General features: G+C 60.4%; 13 protein-coding genes. 6 read left to right on the top strand and 7 right to left on the bottom strand.

Translation table 11 applies throughout. From position 1 onward, the window contains the following. Nucleotides 1-23: 23 nt before the first annotated feature. From QEG70_RS01980 to ahpC, 3 genes are all read right to left on the bottom strand, one after another. A complete protein-coding gene (locus QEG70_RS01980) occupies nt 24-1,415 on the bottom strand; it encodes an NAD-dependent succinate-semialdehyde dehydrogenase (protein ID WP_308719104.1) in 1,392 nt (463 codons plus the stop codon). A 172-nt stretch (nt 1,416-1,587) separates the two neighbouring features. Further along, nucleotides 1,588-3,171 carry an alkyl hydroperoxide reductase subunit F gene (gene ahpF, locus QEG70_RS01975; RefSeq protein WP_308719103.1) on the bottom strand — a complete coding sequence of 528 codons (1,584 nt, stop codon included), beginning with the start codon at nt 3,169-3,171 and terminating at the stop codon, nt 1,588-1,590. 84 nt (nt 3,172-3,255) lie between these two features. Then, nucleotides 3,256-3,819, bottom strand: coding sequence for an alkyl hydroperoxide reductase subunit C (ahpC, locus tag QEG70_RS01970; protein ID WP_308719102.1), 564 nt, complete (start codon nt 3,817-3,819; stop codon nt 3,256-3,258). Between the two features lie 142 nt (nt 3,820-3,961). On the opposite strand from ahpC, the gene QEG70_RS01965 reads away from it, so the two are divergent. Beyond that, nucleotides 3,962-4,942, top strand: a complete 981-nt coding sequence (locus QEG70_RS01965) for a hydrogen peroxide-inducible genes activator (protein ID WP_308719101.1) — start codon at nt 3,962-3,964, stop codon at nt 4,940-4,942. Nucleotides 4,943-5,045: 103 nt separating this feature from the next. Then, complete coding sequence (locus QEG70_RS01960) at nt 5,046-5,609, top strand: hypothetical protein (protein ID WP_308719100.1); 564 nt, start codon at nt 5,046-5,048, stop codon at nt 5,607-5,609. An 18-nt stretch (nt 5,610-5,627) separates the two neighbouring features. Here the strand turns inward: QEG70_RS01960 and QEG70_RS01955 are convergent, their stop codons facing one another. Then, nucleotides 5,628-6,965 carry a hemolysin family protein gene (locus QEG70_RS01955; RefSeq protein ID WP_308719099.1) on the bottom strand — a complete coding sequence of 446 codons (1,338 nt, stop codon included), beginning with the start codon at nt 6,963-6,965 and terminating at the stop codon, nt 5,628-5,630. A gap of 489 nt (nt 6,966-7,454) precedes the next feature. On the opposite strand from QEG70_RS01955, the gene QEG70_RS01950 reads away from it, so the two are divergent. From QEG70_RS01950 to QEG70_RS01935, 4 genes are all read left to right on the top strand, one after another. Continuing rightward, nucleotides 7,455-8,615, top strand: coding sequence for an acyl-CoA dehydrogenase family protein (locus QEG70_RS01950; RefSeq protein ID WP_308719098.1), 1,161 nt, complete (start codon nt 7,455-7,457; stop codon nt 8,613-8,615). 307 nt (nt 8,616-8,922) lie between these two features. Next, entirely contained in the window at nt 8,923-9,402 is a 480-nt protein-coding gene (locus QEG70_RS01945) for an RcnB family protein (RefSeq protein ID WP_308719097.1), read from the top strand. 827 nt (nt 9,403-10,229) lie between these two features. Beyond that, nucleotides 10,230-11,597: an Nramp family divalent metal transporter gene (locus QEG70_RS01940; RefSeq protein ID WP_308719096.1), complete on the top strand. Its 1,368-nt coding sequence runs from the start codon at nt 10,230-10,232 to the stop codon at nt 11,595-11,597. 142 nt (nt 11,598-11,739) lie between these two features. Then, nucleotides 11,740-12,045, top strand: coding sequence for a hypothetical protein (locus QEG70_RS01935; RefSeq protein ID WP_110569323.1), 306 nt, complete (start codon nt 11,740-11,742; stop codon nt 12,043-12,045). 52 nt (nt 12,046-12,097) lie between these two features. Here QEG70_RS01935 and QEG70_RS01930 read toward each other — a convergent pair whose 3' ends face one another. The 3 genes from QEG70_RS01930 to QEG70_RS01920 all read right to left on the bottom strand — a co-directional run bounded on the left by QEG70_RS01930 (nt 12,098) and on the right by QEG70_RS01920 (nt 15,720). Beyond that, a complete protein-coding gene (locus QEG70_RS01930; RefSeq protein ID WP_374762530.1) occupies nt 12,098-14,575 on the bottom strand; it encodes a mechanosensitive ion channel family protein in 2,478 nt (825 codons plus the stop codon). Between the two features lie 287 nt (nt 14,576-14,862). Next, entirely contained in the window at nt 14,863-15,321 is a 459-nt protein-coding gene (locus QEG70_RS01925) for a hypothetical protein (RefSeq protein WP_308719095.1), read from the bottom strand. Between the two features lie 93 nt (nt 15,322-15,414). Next, nucleotides 15,415-15,720, bottom strand: coding sequence for a hypothetical protein (locus QEG70_RS01920; RefSeq protein WP_308719094.1), 306 nt, complete (start codon nt 15,718-15,720; stop codon nt 15,415-15,417). Nucleotides 15,721-15,755 lie beyond the last annotated feature (35 nt).

Raw genomic sequence — 15,755 nt, 5'->3', positions numbered from 1 at the left:
CATCCGCAGTTTTTGTCAGGAGATCATGGGGCCGCGTCAATCGGCACCACGTCAATCAGCTTCTTGTTGACGAATTCCTGAATGCCGAGCGAGGAGAGTTCGCGGCCGAACCCCGAGCGCTTGACGCCGCCAAAGGGCAGGTCACATGTGGTCCATGTCGGGTGGTTGATATAGACCATGCCGGTCTCGATCTGTTCGGCCACCCGCACGCCGCGCGCGGTATCGCTGGTGAAGACCGAGCCGCCCAGCCCGTACGGGTTGTCGTTGGCAAGCGCTATGGCCTCATCATCATCGCGCACGCGGAAGAACATGGCCACAGGGCCAAACAGTTCCTGATGAAAGATCGGGTTCTCCGGCGTGACGCCGGTCAGGATGGTTGTCTGCACGAAAGCGCCGGTCTCGGGCGGGGCCTCGCCCACGCGGATGGCGATGGCACCATGCTTGACGGCAAGTGCAACCTGATCGTTCAACTGGTCTGCCGCCGCCTGGGATGACAGGGGCGGCACGCCACTTTTCTCATCCATCGGGTCACCGGGCACGAGTTTGGCGAGGGCGGTCTCGAAGCGGTCAAGAAATTCATCGGCAATCGCATCCGCTACGATGATGCGCTTGGAGGCAACGCAGCACTGTCCGCCATTATTCATCCGCCCCCACACCGCCCATTTGACGGCTTTCTCCATATCGGCATCATCCAGCACGATAAAGGCGTCGCTCCCGCCAAGTTCCATAGTGGTTTTTTTCAGTGCCTTGCCCGCCTGCGCCGCCACAATGGCCCCTGCCCCCTCGCTGCCGGTCAGCGCCACGCCAATCACCCGGTCATCGGCAATGATCTCGCCAAGCTGGTCGCGCGTGGCATACAGGTTGGTGTACAGCCCTTCCGGCGCACCGGCATCGCGGAAAAGCTGCTCGAAAGCGGCAGCCGATTGCGGCACGTTGGAGGCATGCTTGACCACCACCACGTTGCCCGCCATGAACTGCGGGCCAACCACGCGGGCAAGCTGGTAATACGGGAAGTTCCACGGCTCGATGGCAAACACGATGCCCAGCGGCTGGCTGATCAGCATGGCGTTGTCGCCCCGGCCGCTTTTTTCGGTCAGTTTCTGGGGGGCGAGGAATTCTTCGGCATGATCGGCGTAATATTGCAGGATATCAGCCGAGAGTTCGACTTCCGCCAGGCTCTCGCGGTACAGCTTGCCCATCTCGAGTGTGAGCAGGCGGGCGTAATGGTCGTTGTTCTGGCGCAGGAGCTGGGCCGCGCGCCCCACAATGGCCGCCCGTGCGCTGAAGGGTTGTTTTGACCACTGTTTATAGGTTGCCTGGGCGCAATCAAGCTTCTGCGCCAGTTCGGCATCTGTCAGGTCAGGGAATGTGGCGAGGGTCTCGTTGGTAAACGGATTGACGGTCCTGTAGGCCATTGCTCTGCCTCCGTACGAAATGATGCAGGCTTTCGTGCAGCAGCGCCCCGATTGACCGATGAGAGGGCACGGGATGGCCCCTGCATGCTGCCTGTTCTGGCCCAACGGCAGGCAGCTACGCGGGTTGCCTTCATATGACTGGCAACGGAAACTTCTTTAGGGCCAGCCCTGTTCAGGCTGGCACCTTCTTCTCAACCGGCGCCGGCACGCGGATCAGGTAGTCAAATGCCGAGAGCGCCGCCTTGGCACCTTCGCCTATGGCAATGACAATCTGCTTGTAGGGCGTGGTGGTGGCATCGCCTGCGGCAAACACGCCCGGCACCGAGGTCGCGCCGTGGTCATTGACCACGATCTCGCCAAACGCGTTGCGCTCCACCGTGTCCTTCAGCCAGTCCGTATTGGGCAGAAGCCCGATCTGCACGAACACGCCTTCCAGATCGACATGATGGTCCGCCCCGTCGCCACCGCGATAGGTCAGGCCGGTCACGTTGCGGCCATTGCCCTCGATGCGGGTGGTCAGCGCCTCGGTCAGCACGGTCACGTTGGGCAGCGTGGCGAGCTTGTCGCACAGCACCTTGTCGGCCTTGAGGTGCGAGCCACGCTGCAACAGCGTGACATGGGCCACGATACCGGCAAGGTCGATGGCCGCCTCTACCCCGCTATTGCCACCGCCTGCCACCGCCACACGCTTGCCCTTGTAGAACGGGCCATCGCAATGCGGGCAGTAGGCAACACCTTTATTGCGATATTCCTCCTCACCCGGCACGCCAAGGTGGCGCCAGTGGGCACCGGTGGCCACGATAATGGTGCGGGCATGCAGGATCGCGCCACTTTCCAGCGCCACGCCATGCAGGCCGCCAGGGTGGGCTGCGGGAAAGAGTTCGGTCGCAACCTCGCCCGGTACCACATCAACATCATAGGCGCGGACATGGGCTTCGAGTGCTGCCGAAAGCCTGGGGCCGGTGGTCTCGGGCACGGAGATGAAGTTCTCGATGCCTTCGGTATCCATCATCTGGCCACCAAAACGCTCGGCCACAAGCCCGGTGCGCACGCCCTTGCGCGCCGCGTAGATTGCCGCCGAGGCCCCGGCAGGCCCGCTGCCGATAATCAGCACGTCAAAGGGTGCGATATCCTTCAGTTTTGCCGCAGCGCGTTTTGGTGCATCCGCATCCAGCTTCGCCAGGATCTGGCCCGCATCGGTGCGGCCGGTCTCGAACAGGCTGCCGTTGAGGTAGACCTGCGGCACCGACATGATGTTGCGTGCCGTCACTTCATCCTGAAACAGCGCACCGTCGATCGTCACGTTGCGGATGTTGGGGTTGATGACACTCATGGCGTTGAGCGCCTGCACCACGTCGGGGCAGTTCTGGCATGACAGCGCCACGTAGGTCTCGAAATTGTATTCCCCCGGCAGGGCGCGGATCTGGGCCACCATGTCATCGGAGAATTTGGGCGCATGCCCCCCCACCTGCAGCATGGCGAGCACGAAGGACGTGAATTCATGGCCCATGGGGATGGCGGCAAAGCTCACGCCCCCCGTCTTCGCCCCGGCCTGCTTGATGACAAAGGAGGGTCTGCGCGTGGCCTCGCCCTGTTCACTGACCTGCACCCTGTCGGAAAGGGCGGCGACCTCGTGCAGCAGTTCATGCATCTCACGCGAGGGCGGGGTGTCATCCAGCGAGGCTTCGAGCACGATGGGGTGCGCGAGGCTGGCGAGGTAACCCTTGAGCTGCGTCTTGATGGAATCTTGCAACATGGCACGTCTCTCCACTTTTTCAGGCAGGGTGTGCGGGGTTCTGGCCCGGTCCACGCCTGCGCGGGGCCGGGCCAGAGGCCGGGATCAGATCTTGCCTACGAGGTCGAGCGAGGGGGTCAGCGTAGCACTGCCTTCCTTCCACTTCGCGGGGCAGACTTCACCGGGATGGGAGGCGACATACTGAGCCGCCTCGATCTTGGAGAGCAGTTCGGTGGCGCTGCGGCCAACGCTGCCTGCCGTGATCTCGATGTACTGGATCTTGCCTTCGGGATCGAGCAGGAACGCGCCGCGATCGGCCACGCCCGCTTCCTCGATATACACATCAAAATTACGTGCGATATGGCCCGTCGGGTCGCCGAGCATGACATACTTGATCTTGCTGATGGCGGGCGACGTGTCATGCCATGCCTTGTGGGTGAAATGCTTGTCGGTCGAGACCGAGTAGATTTCCACGCCCAGCTTCTGGAAGGCGGCGTAATTATCAGCGAGGTCCTCGAGTTCCGTCGGGCAGACGAAGGTGAAATCCGCCGGATAGAAGAAGAAGACGGACCATTTGCCCTTCACGTCGGCATCGGTCACCTTGATGAACTGGCCGTTATGGAAAGCGTCGGTCGTAAACGGTTTCAGCGAGTCATTGATGCGTGCCATTGGAATGCTCCTTGGTTTCGCGTGTCAGTTATCGACGGGGTCTTATCCCACGCCCACGAAATGCGCAGAAACAGTTTCTGTCAATGTCTGTGATAGGAAAAACCTTTTTACAAATGGGTCAAAATAGGTTCTATCTATACGCATGACCTACATTCCTCTCTCCGGCCTCTCCCTGCGTGATATCGAATATGTTGTGGCGGTGGACGACCTGCGCAACTTTTCACGCGCTGCCGAGCGGTGCGGCGTGAGCCAGGGCGGCCTGTCGGAGCAAGTGCGCAAGCTCGAGGCCCTGCTGGGCGTGGTCCTGTTCGAACGCTCACGCCGCCACGTCGCCCCCACGCCCGATGGCGCGCGGCTGATCGGCATGGGGCGCGAGGTGCTGGCAGCGGCCCGCGCCATGATCGAGGCCGCGCGCGTGCGCACCGGCCCGCTTGAAGGGCTGCTGCGCATTGGCGTGATTGCAACGCTTGGCCCCTATTACGTGCCCAACCTGCTGCCGCTGCTGCGCCGCAACTACCCGCAGTTGCAACTGCGCCTGACCGACAGCCTGACCGACATCATGCTGCGCATGCTGCGCCATGATGAACTCGATATCGTGCTTGGGGCCCTGCCGGTCAGCGGCGAGGGCTTTCACAGCGTGCCGCTGTTCAGCGAGCCGTTCCTCGCCGCCTTCCCCGCCGAGCATGCCTTGGCCGAGCGCAAAAACCTGACCATGCCCGACCTGAAGGGGCCGGACCTGCTTTTGCTGGAAGACGGGCATTGCCTGCGCGACCAGGCACTCGCCCTGTGCGGCATGTCATCAACAAGCCACGAGCCCGAGCGCCTGGCCGCGAGCCTTGAGATGTTGTGGCACATGATTGGCGCGGGCGAAGGCTATTCGCTCATTCCCCGCCTTGCCCTACGCAACCGTGGCGAGTGGGAAGGGCTGATCACGGTCCAGCCCATTCCCGCCGCAAGCCGCACGATCGGGCTGGTCTGGCGCGCATCCGACCCGCGCGGGGCCGCCTTTGCCGACTTCGCCACATGCCTGCGCAACAACACGCCCGAAGGCTGTACCCCGCTGCCGCATTTCCCCGCCAGAACTTGCCAGCCCCCCGAGCCTGACATGCCGCAGAAGGACTGATGGGGCCATGCAGGGACAGGCTACAGGCGCAGTAAAGGCCGCATGGCTTTGGCGCCAGCGCGTTGGACAATCAGGGAATTCCGTTTAGAGTAGGCTTTGCCACGTGGATGAGCGCCGTCTGCCGGTGTTCGGTTCGCCCCTTCCTTTCAACACAAGCCCGGAACCTGATATGCGCCGCACTGTTGTCTCATGGGCTAATATCTTCACATCGTCATTCATCATTCCTGCTTGCGTTCTCTGTGGTTTTTCAAGCCCGAGCCATGCGGGCACTGATAATGACACCAGTCTGGTTATTAAATACTCCGCACCAAACTACACGACTACTGTAGATGACGGAGCCGATATTACGCTCAAGGGCACAATAGAGTTTGTTGAAACCAGGGACAAACACTCAGGTTCTTACTATAAATACGCCGTATTGAAAACGGATACGCCTTACCGGCTCAAGGAAGTTGAAAACACGGGAGAAGGCGACTTCATTGACGACAGCAACGTAACGCCTACGACGTTCCTCCCGATCACGGAACATGACCCGAAGAATTCAATCGGCGAGTTCACGTCTTATCTGGGGCAGTCGGTCACGCTGACGGGCAAGATAAAATCAACCCCTCACGACGGTCCGGTGCTGGAGTATCAGTCCATCACCATGCTCCAGAAAGATAACTGACGCCTGCGGGCAGGCCCGCTACCCGTTCAGGCGGGTTACGAGAAGCTGGTTGATGCGAAAGCCTTCCACGTCCACCACTTCAAAGCGGAAGCCCATCGTCTCGACCCGGTCCGCCTTGCGCGCCATGCGCCGCAGGCGGTGCATGATGAAGCCGCCGATCGTATCGAACGGCCCTGCTTCATCAAGGTCGCTGGCGTCGAGTTCACGCCGCACATCCCCGATCGAGGCCGCGCCATCAATCAGCCACGAATTGGTATCGCGCCGCACGATCAACTGCTCCTCGAACGGGTTGGCCACGCCCCCCATCAGCGCCCCCATGATGTCCTTGAAGGTGATCAGCCCCACTACCAGCCCGTATTCATTCACCACCAGCGCAAAACCCACGCCGTGGATGTCGAACTGGGCCAGCGTGTCCCACAGGTTGATGGTTTCGGGCACCGAGAGCACGTCGCGGCGCACCTGAAAGATCGGGCTCCCGGCCGAAGGGTCACCCTTGCGCACGGGCGGCAGCGGGCTGGCGGGGTCGCGGTCCACCACGGCGGCCAGCACGTCTTCCGCCCGGATGGAGCCCACCACGTTGTCCAGCCCGCCATTGCATAAAGGATAGCGGGAATAAGGCTTGGCGCGTACCTTGACCTTCTGCATCTCGGTGGTTTCCTGCAGGTCGAGGAACACGATCTCGTCACGCGGGGTCATGGCGGAGGTGATGGAGCGGTCCTGCAACCCCAGCACGTTCTGGATCATCTGGTGCTCCTGCTCAAGCAGCACGCCCGAGGCGGTGCCGGCAGCCAGGATGGCCCGCAGGTCTTCGGGCGTGACCGGTTCCACCGCCGAGGCCGCGGGAATGCGCAGCGCGCGCAGGATTGCATCCGACACCTTGGAAAACACCCACACGATGGGAAAGAGCAGCCGCAAGGCCAGGGCGGGAAACCACCCCACGGCCAGCGCGATCTTGTCGGGCGCGTTCATGGCGATGCGTTTGGGCAGCAGATCGGCAAACAGCACGAACAGGCCGGTGACAAGCATGAACCCCAGCACGGAGGCCAGCGTCCCGGCCGTGGCCTCGCTCAGGCCCCACTGCGTAAAGCCATGCGTGAGCGAGGGCGAGAGCATTTGCGAACTGATCATGCCGCCAAGCACGCCCACGCCGTTGAGGCATATCTGCAACACGGTCATGACCTGCCCGCTGTTGCGCCGCAATTTCAGGAAGGCGACAGCCCGCTCGTCCCCTGCCTCGGCGCGGGAACGCAGGCGGGCATCACGGGCGGCAGCAAATGATATTTCCGATAGCGAAATAAATATATTGAGCGCGACCAGAAGCACAAGCGCAATCAGGCCAGAAAAAAACAGGACCACCAGAACACCCACAAAATAAATGCAGCACTGTATAACACGCGCCCTGCCCTATCGGCAGGACAATATGCGCGCAACGGATATTTTTTTACTTGCCTTGTCATATCGTAAAAACAACAGACCCGCAGCCTGCCGCGCTGCGGCCCTGATGACCCGGCAGGCGGAAAAGTGACCGGAACATAAGCGTTTTCGGGCTGTTGTCGTTTGGGCGTATAATCTTTTTTTCCGCTTTGCAGCCCCCGGCCTGCCCGCATACTTTTATGATTTCAGCCCGACCGGGCCGAAACGGCACTCCTTATGGAACCATTAATTATGGTGAAACCATAAAATCACTATTGATAGTGTTATAATTCTGCCGTATCTGTTCAGGCACGAGATATGGCGCTTGTCACGCCAGGCTTCTTCTCCCCGCCAAAGGGGGCATTTGGTACCATCTGCGTGCTTTCACCCACACGCAGGCATGAACAGCCGTAGCAAGGAAACAGGTGATCCATGAACGCAACAACCGCCCCCACCCCGGCATGGAGCAAAGCCACCCTGACGGACATGGCAACCCGTTTTGCGCAGCGCGCGGCGGCTTATGACCGGTCGGGGGAGATTGCAACCGACAACCTTGATGACGTGCGCGACGCGGGCCTGCTGGACCTGACCATAGCCCGCGCCGATGGCGGACAGGGGGGCGGCCTGCGGCAGATTGTCGAGGTGATTGGCACGCTGGCGAAAGGCGACCCCACTACGGCACTGATTGTTGGCATGCATTACCTGCAGCATGCCGTCATTGCCAAGGCCACCAACTGGCCTCAGGCCGCGCGCAGGCAGGTGATCGAGACCGCCCTGCGCGAGGGCGCGCTGATCAATGCATTGCGGGTCGAGCCTGAACTGGGCACGCCCTCACGCGGGGGGCTGCCCGGCACGCGCATTACCTGGGTTGATGGCAAACCCCAGCTGAACGGGCGTAAGATCTATTCCACCGGGTCCACCGCCCTGCGCTGGGGCACGGTCTGGGCTGCGACCGATGAGCCGGAGCCACGCGTGGGGCAGGTGCTCGTGGACCTGAACCTGCCCGGCGTGAGCATAGAGCGCAGTTGGAACCAGATGGGCATGCGCGCTACCGGCAGCCATACGGTCGTGTTCGATAACGTGGAACTGCCCGACACGGCGCTGGTGGACCTGCGCGCGCCTGAAGAATGGCACAACCGCGACGGCTCGCTGGTGCTTGGGCATGTACTGGCCATTGCCAGCCTGTATGATGGCGTGGCCCGCGCAGCACGTGACTGGCTGATTACGTTCCTGCATGAGCGCGTGCCAACCGCGCTGGGCAAGCCGCTGGCCACGCTGCCGCGTTTCCAGACCCTGCTGGGCGAGATCGATGCCCTGCTGATGGTCAATGAAAGCCTGATTGAAACCGCGCTGACCAGAGCCGAAAGCGGCAACTACCCCGCGCATGAGGCCAATCTGGCCAAGTACGTGGTCACGGAAAACGCCATAAAGTCGGTTGAACTCGGCCTTGCCGCCATTGGCAATCCGGGGCTGAGCCAGGATAACCCGCTCGAGCGGCATTACCGCAATGTGCTCTGCGCGCGTATTCATACCCCGCAGGCCGATGTGGCGCTGGCCGCCGCTGGGCGGATCGCGCTCGACACGGGGCGATAAAAAGATATTGCACGGGTGCCATTTTATTCACGTATGATAACAGCAGACACGTCTTATTACGAAAATTATTGAAATTGCCATATTTCAGATATGAATATACCTGTATATATTAGCGCAATGGCAACGGATTGAGTGAATAATGCTGATACCTTGTTCCTCTCGCCTGCCGTGATGTCCGCATGACGCTGCACGGGGCAGCAGACGGCATGGCAGCATGACCATGCGGCAATCATAATCGTTTTCAACCCTGCCTGCACTGCGCAGGATCAGGGTTGACCCAACACTCAGGATCAGGCCTGTAAACATAATGAAAAAACACTCTTTTCTGGCGCTTGGCGCAGCATGCCTGCTGGGCTTTGCCACATCTGCCCAGGCCCAGCCTTTTGGGGGGCCGCAGGCACCCGGTCCGGGCGGCATGGGTGGCTCCGCTGGCCATGAAGGCCCGCATGAAGAACACCGTGCAGGCCCCGATCATCGCGGCCCCGCGCCCCGCCCTGCCCCGCATGGTGGTCCCGACCACCGCATGGCAGGCCCCGGCGGCAACCGTGATGGCGGCTGGCATGACAATAACCCGGACATGAACCGCGTGTGGCATCAGGGTGAGCGTTATGATGGCCCGCGCAACAGCCGCTGGATTGTCAATGACTGGCAGAGCCACCGTGGCCTTTCCGCCCCGCCTTCAGGCTACCAGTGGATGCGCTATGGCAACCAGTACCTGCTGACTGCTGTCACCACCGGCGTGATCGCGGGCGTGGTCAGCGCCACGCTTGGCAGTGGCATGCGCTAAAAGCAACAGAACGCATATGGCCACGCGGCAGACCCATGCCCCGTGGCCATATGGATGCCTAGCCGTACAGGCTGGCAGCACCCTAAGTGTTGATTACAGAATAATCGCAAATACAGCTATTTTTTGAAATATACGCGCATTACGTAAGACCTGCTACGGCCGGTTTCTTCATCAGCATGATTGGGGCTTACCTCCCCACATGCGCTTAATGGCTGTCATTTTTCCATTTGTTGTAAAATATACGAATAATCGACGTCCGATTTCCCAAAAAAATCTTTTACTGCATCGCGACGATAAGTATTATATTCATAAATATTGACTTCATCCGTTATCTGAATTCTAACTTTATCTTTTTATTTTCTATTTTATATAGAATTATTCTCCATACATTTTGCGTATCGTTATTTTTGCATTCATACCAGAAATCAGACAGTAAATCCTCCAATGCGTCAGAGCACATTCTCAATTCGATCGTGCCATGATCATTGAGGAAGTAAATGGCATCAGAAATATATCCTTCATCGCCTTCTACATACAAAAGCGTCTTTTTTGATGCGTCCCCGACCGCCTCGACCAGTGCGTGACCTAATTTCCTGATAAAAAATTTCTATTTATTTTTTCATATTCTGTCTCTCTATAAAATATATTTACAATATTCAGCCGAATATAATCCTTGCAGGATTTTCATTCTGCGCCAAGGCAGAAAAAACCATGTTTTACAAGGGATGTATCGCCTGCCCCTAAACATACCATAGCCTGATAATATTTTCTTGTGCTATTTAATATAGCGTATTGCATATTGTGAGCGGATACGATTAGCTCACTCCATGCCTCCTGACCACCCTGCCCCGCCCCGCTCCACCCAACACACCGCCTGGCGGTTTGAAAAAACATCCAGCCCCGACCAGAACAGCCTGCCCGAAGTGTTTGCCTCCGTGCAGGTGCCGCAGGCCGGGGCCTCATGGCTGCGGCGGCTGCTGGCCTTCATGGGGCCGGGCTATATGGTCTCGGTCGGCTACATGGACCCCGGCAACTGGGCCACAGACCTGCAGGGCGGCGCACAGTTTGGCTATACGCTGCTGGCGGTTATCGGACTGTCAAACTTCATGGCCGTGCTGCTGCAATCACTCTCGGCCCGGCTGGGCATCGCCACCGGGCGCGATCTGGCGCAGGCCTGCCGCGATCACTTTCCCCCTGCCGTGAACATCGTGCTGTGGCTAGCGTGCGAACTGGCCATCACGGCATGTGACCTGGCGGAAGTCATCGGCACGGCAGTGGCGCTGCAACTGCTGTTTGGCCTATCCCTGCTCATGGGGGCGGTCATATCGGTGCTTGATGTCTTTATCGTGCTCTTTCTCATGAACCGGGGCTTCCGTTACCTCGAGGCCTTCGTGATCGGGCTGCTCAGCATCATCGCCCTGTGCTTTGCGGTGCAGGTTATTGCAGCCCACCCGCCGCTCGCCGCCATGCTGGCAGGGTTCATCCCCCGCACCACGATCGTGACCAACAGCCAGATGCTCTATATCGCCATCGGCATCATCGGGGCGACGGTCATGCCGCATAACCTCTACCTGCATTCCTCCATCGTGCAGACCCGCGCCTTTCCCCGTACCGAGCCGGGGCGGCGCGACGCAATCCGCTGGGCTACATGGGACAGCACGATCGCGCTCATGCTGGCGCTGTTCATCAACGCCGCCATCCTCATCGTGGCGGCAGCGGCCTTTCACACCAGCGGCCATCAGGACGTGGCCGAGATCGAGGATGCCTACCGCCTGCTCTCCCCCATTCTGGGGCTGGGCATTGCGTCCACGCTGTTTGCAGTGGCGCTACTGGCGGCGGGCACCAACTCCACCATTACCGGCACGCTGGCAGGCCAGATCATCATGGAAGGCTTTCTGCGCCTTCATATGCCCCCCTGGGCGCGGCGGCTGCTCACGCGCGGGCTGGCCATTGCCCCGGTGCTGGCGGTAACCGCCCTTTATGGCGACCAGGGCGTGGGGCGGCTGCTCATGCTCAGCCAGGTCGTCCTGTCCATGCAACTGCCCTTTGCGGTCGTGCCACTGGTCATGTTCGTATCCGACCGGCGCAAGATGGGTCCTTTTGCCATATCGCGACCCGTGGCCCTCCTGTCATGGATCGTGACGGCGGTTATCCTCGTACTCAATTTCAAGCTGCTGTTCGATACGGTTTCCTGAATACGGCACGGACCCGTGCAGGGCAGTATTGCAACAATGAACCGCCCCTGCCTCTTCTGTGCCGTGCCAGACAGGCTATAACGCTCACATCCCGTTATAACATGCGGGAACGTGTCAATATCTGCCAGAATGGAAAACAGCCATGTCCGTTGAAAACATGCTTCGTGACGCCATCAGCAAGAAAACCGTTGTCGGTTTTACTTTCGATGCCAAGAACTACATCGGCTCCCCCCACGCACTCGGCGAGCGCGACGGCAAGCCGCAGGTGCTGATCTACCGTGGCGAGGATGCCCACGAAAAACGCGTGCCCCCCATGGGTGAATGGAGTGTCCTGCCGCTCGACACCATTACCGACCTCAAGCTGCTGCCTGCTGAAGCCTTCCATGCAGGCCACCCCGATGCGAAGGTGGAAAAAGAACTGCACAAGGTAACGCTGCGCGTCGCGTAACGCAGCACAACCTGCAAGGCCCCTGCCCGGTTCGTGGCAGGGGCTTTTTTTGTCAGCCCTGGCCCTGCTGTGGGGGCGCCTTGGGCGCGGCATCGATCTTGAGTTCGTTGCCTGCCCAGTTATCCACGAAGTTGAGATAGCTTGGCACGGGGAACTTGATGCCCTCGGCATTCATGCGCACGGCAACACGGCTGTAATACTGCCGGTACACGGTCCATTTCGACCCCGGCGCCGTGCGGATGGAGCCAAGAAAGCGCGCGCCATTGCCATCAGCCTGTTCAATGCCCAGAAACGTGAAGTCAGACAGGATCAGGTGCGTAAAACGCGGGATCTTGCGCAGGGCGGCCAGCTCTTCTTGCAGTATTCTGGTCAGTTGCTCCGTATCCTGGCTGAGGTCGATCATGACATCGACCACAACAAGGTTGTAATCACGCGAAGTATTGGCAATGGACGACACCCCGGAGAACGGGATGATATGCAGGTCGCCATTGACCGAGCGCAGCCGCAGGGTGCGGATGGACAGATGCTCCACCGTGCCCGACACGCCGCCCGCCGTAACCCAGTCGCCCACCTGTATGGCGTTTTCCACCAGCATGAAGAAGCCGGTGATGAAATCCTTGACCAGGCTCTGCGCGCCAAAGGCGATGGCCGCACCCATGATGCCAGCACCCGTGAGCAGCGGCGCCACGTTGATGCCGATCTGGGAAAGCGTAGTCACCGCGACGATGATGATGATCAGCGCGAGCAGCACGGTCTTGATAATGGGCAGCACGGTGCGCAGGCGGCTCGCGCGCCCCTGCTGTGATGAATTCTCGAAGCGCGCGATCTGGCCCTGCAACACCGCATTGACCGCCTCCCATATGAACACGGCCACCGTATAGGCAATGATGACCGAGCTGATCGTGCCCATAATTTTCTGCCCCAGCTTGCCGTGGAACAGGAAGTTGATGGCGGGCAGCCCGAGTGCCTGCAGGAACAGGATGGCGGTGGCGAATGACAGCAGGAAGGACAGTATCTTGCGCGCGGTCGGGTAATAATAATTCACCCGCGCCTGCAGGCCGGGGTAACGCGCCTCCATGGCGGGCGAGATCTGGAACAGCCGGTTCTGCACATTATAGGCCAGCACCGAGAACAGCCGCGACAGGATCACGACCGCCGTGGTCAGGATGACCGTGCGGATGATCCACGCATAGCCACCCTGGATGTGGGTGGCCCAGATCAGCCACAGCGCGAAGTTGAAGAACATGGCCGGCACCCACCACAGGTACACAAGGCGGCCCATGAACGCCCAGAACGGCTGCTGGAGCAGGTGCGCCGAAGGTTGCAGCGCCGAGGCGACATGCCTGCGCACCCGCCACGTAAAGATGGCCACCAGCACGTGCTCGATCAGCACGACCGAGCGGATGATGGCCTCCGTGCCGCGGGCTGGCATGTCAAACACGCCGCCCAGCGTGGACAGGCACACCACGACCGAGGGAGCGGCGACCAGAAAGTTGAGCCAGCGCGTGACCATGAAGGCCGTCTGGTCACTGGCGCCGCACAGCCGGATGGCAGGCGAGTGCGGCACGAACAGCGTTTCCATGAGCAGGTAGACCACCCGCGCCACTACATAGGCGTTGGTCAGCGTCAGTGTGACCAGCATGGCCTGGTGGGTGGTGGTCAGCACATAGGCAAACCCGGTGCCCAGACCAAAGAACAGCCCCACCGGCACCAGCTTGATAAGCAGGTGCATCAGTGAATAGGGCACGCGCGCCAAAAGGCGCAGGGTGGCGTGCTGGGCCTGCATGTCCTGCTCGGTGGCAGCCTGCTGGCCGGTGCCTTCCGCGTCAGGCCCGGCTGTTGCGGCGGGAGCTGGCGCAGTCGTTGCGGCATCTGGCAGGTTGAGGCGTTTTTCAGTTGCCAGCGCGCGTGCCGTCACCCCGCGCAGCGGCTTGCGCAGCAGCAATGACACGCCATGCTCGGCCGCCAGCGCCAGCAGCAGGATCAGCGTCGCCCTTCCCACCGCATCAAGCAGGATGCCGCGTGATTGCGGGTCGGCAAAGATGGTATGGGTCCAGTGAACAACGAATGCCAGGTCCCCGAACAGGGCGACAAAATGCTGCGCCTGCACAATCAGGCTGGCCCGCAGGGCTTCGGTGTCCTGCACAAGGTCGCTGCCCAGGCTGTCAGGCTGCACGGTCAGTTCCTGCGCCGGGGCAGCCGCGTGCGCAGGGGCTGCGGGGGCCGGGGCAGGTGCTGAGGGAAGCTGTGAGGCAATAGCGGCAAGCGTATTTTCAAACTCGGCGCGACGGGCAGGGTCATTGATCACTGCCAGCACCTGCCGCGCCTGATCGGGGGTCATGCCATGCGTGGGTGCAGGTGCCGCAGCGTCATCCGCCGCGCAGGCCGCGTGTGGCCCATAGCTTCCCAGCATGACCAGCAGCCCCAGAACAGCCGCGCGCAACAGGGCTGCACAGATCTTGCGCCACCGGCCCCGTGGGCAAAAATGCCCCGCCTCGCCCCGCTGGCCGGTCTGTGTTGAATGGCGCATTTTAAAATTCCGTCCCGACTGCTCGATCCTGCCGATACCGCCGGGAAGACACGGCGAGAAATGCGCCGCCACCCGGACAGATGGCGCGTTTTATCGCAGAGATGCATGCAAAAGCGCAGGCTCGGGGAAGCCGGGCAGATATGCAATAAATTGCCCTACCCTTTTGTCCTATACTTTGTATCAGTCAAAATTACTTGCTATACTTAATTTTTATTTACATAATAGTTATGCAATAATTCTATACCAATGTATCTTATATCCGCAAAATCAATCTACCCCGTGTGCCTTTACTGTTTGCCCACATGCTTGCGAATAAGTGGTATGGCTTCAGGGTCATGCTGCACCGCCCGCGTCAGCAGGTCCTGCCCCAGCGCCTTGAGCGCCAGCGGGTGCATGGTCTTGACCGCGCTATCAAGGCTGCGCCGCTCCGTATCAGACAGGTCGGGATCATCGACAATGCGCTGGCGCAGCGCTTTTATCGTTTCAGGCCCCGATAGCGTGACGTGCATGTCATCAGGCCGGTCAAGGTAAGCGCGCCCGGCAGGCGTCAGGCTGGTTTCGCCCGTAATGCCAAGGCCCGTGGGCCGTATGCCCACCCCGCCCTTGCACAGGCCCTGCAATTCAAGGTCCATCAGGTTGCGGGCGTATTTTTCTTCATCAGCCGCCTGCACGGGCCGCAGGGTGGCCATGCCGCCCTGATCGGCCATGTGGCGTAGCAACTGCCCCTGCAACTCACGGTCAATCACGCCCTGCCTCCATTCATCATGCCTACACGCGCCATGATGGCCCGGCAGGCTCAGGCAGACAACAGCCGTGTGAATACATATGGTTATGCAGCATCAGTCACAATCGGGCGCATCGCGGCACCATTGGGGCACATGCGCGCGGGGCACCGGCTCACGGGCAGCCCGCGTCACTTCAGCCAGCACGCCAAGCGCATGGTCACGCACGGCGCGGGTGTTGACGCGGCTGGCGCCGTCGCGGCCTTTTGTCATGACCTGCCCGAACTGCCCGAGCCGCCGCAGCAGCGCCGCGCGCTGGGCTTCATCAAGATCCAGCACCGCTGCACGAAAGGCATTCTGCCAGATCTGCACGGCCAGACGCTCCTTTTCGAGCGCGGGCAGCGGGTCGTGGCCCTGGGTCATGTCGGTTTCATATCCTGATCCATAAGGCTTTTTGC

Source organism: Komagataeibacter xylinus, assembly GCF_031081985.1.
Lineage (GTDB): Bacteria > Pseudomonadota > Alphaproteobacteria > Acetobacterales > Acetobacteraceae > Komagataeibacter > Komagataeibacter xylinus_E.
The sequence above is the reverse complement of the archived record's forward strand: the minus strand, read 5'-3'. Positions and strand labels throughout refer to the sequence as shown.

Excerpts from the sequence above, each read along its gene's own strand:
- QEG70_RS01980 (WP_308719104.1), bottom strand. The coding sequence starts at position 1,415 with ATGGCCTACAGGACCGTCAATCCGTTTACCAACGAGACCCTCGCCACA.
- QEG70_RS01950 (WP_308719098.1), top strand. The coding sequence starts at position 7,455 with ATGAACGCAACAACCGCCCCCACCCCGGCATGGAGCAAAGCCACCCTG.
- QEG70_RS01945 (WP_308719097.1), top strand. The coding sequence starts at position 8,923 with ATGAAAAAACACTCTTTTCTGGCGCTTGGCGCAGCATGCCTGCTGGGC.
- QEG70_RS01935 (WP_110569323.1), top strand. The coding sequence starts at position 11,740 with ATGTCCGTTGAAAACATGCTTCGTGACGCCATCAGCAAGAAAACCGTT.
- ahpC (WP_308719102.1), bottom strand. The coding sequence starts at position 3,819 with ATGGCACGCATCAATGACTCGCTGAAACCGTTTACGACCGACGCTTTC.
- ahpF (WP_308719103.1), bottom strand. The coding sequence starts at position 3,171 with ATGTTGCAAGATTCCATCAAGACGCAGCTCAAGGGTTACCTCGCCAGC.
- QEG70_RS01920 (WP_308719094.1), bottom strand. The coding sequence starts at position 15,720 with ATGACCCAGGGCCACGACCCGCTGCCCGCGCTCGAAAAGGAGCGTCTG.
- QEG70_RS01940 (WP_308719096.1), top strand. The coding sequence starts at position 10,230 with ATGCCTCCTGACCACCCTGCCCCGCCCCGCTCCACCCAACACACCGCC.
- QEG70_RS01930 (WP_374762530.1), bottom strand. The coding sequence starts at position 14,575 with ATGCGCCATTCAACACAGACCGGCCAGCGGGGCGAGGCGGGGCATTTT.
- QEG70_RS01965 (WP_308719101.1), top strand. The coding sequence starts at position 3,962 with ATGACCTACATTCCTCTCTCCGGCCTCTCCCTGCGTGATATCGAATAT.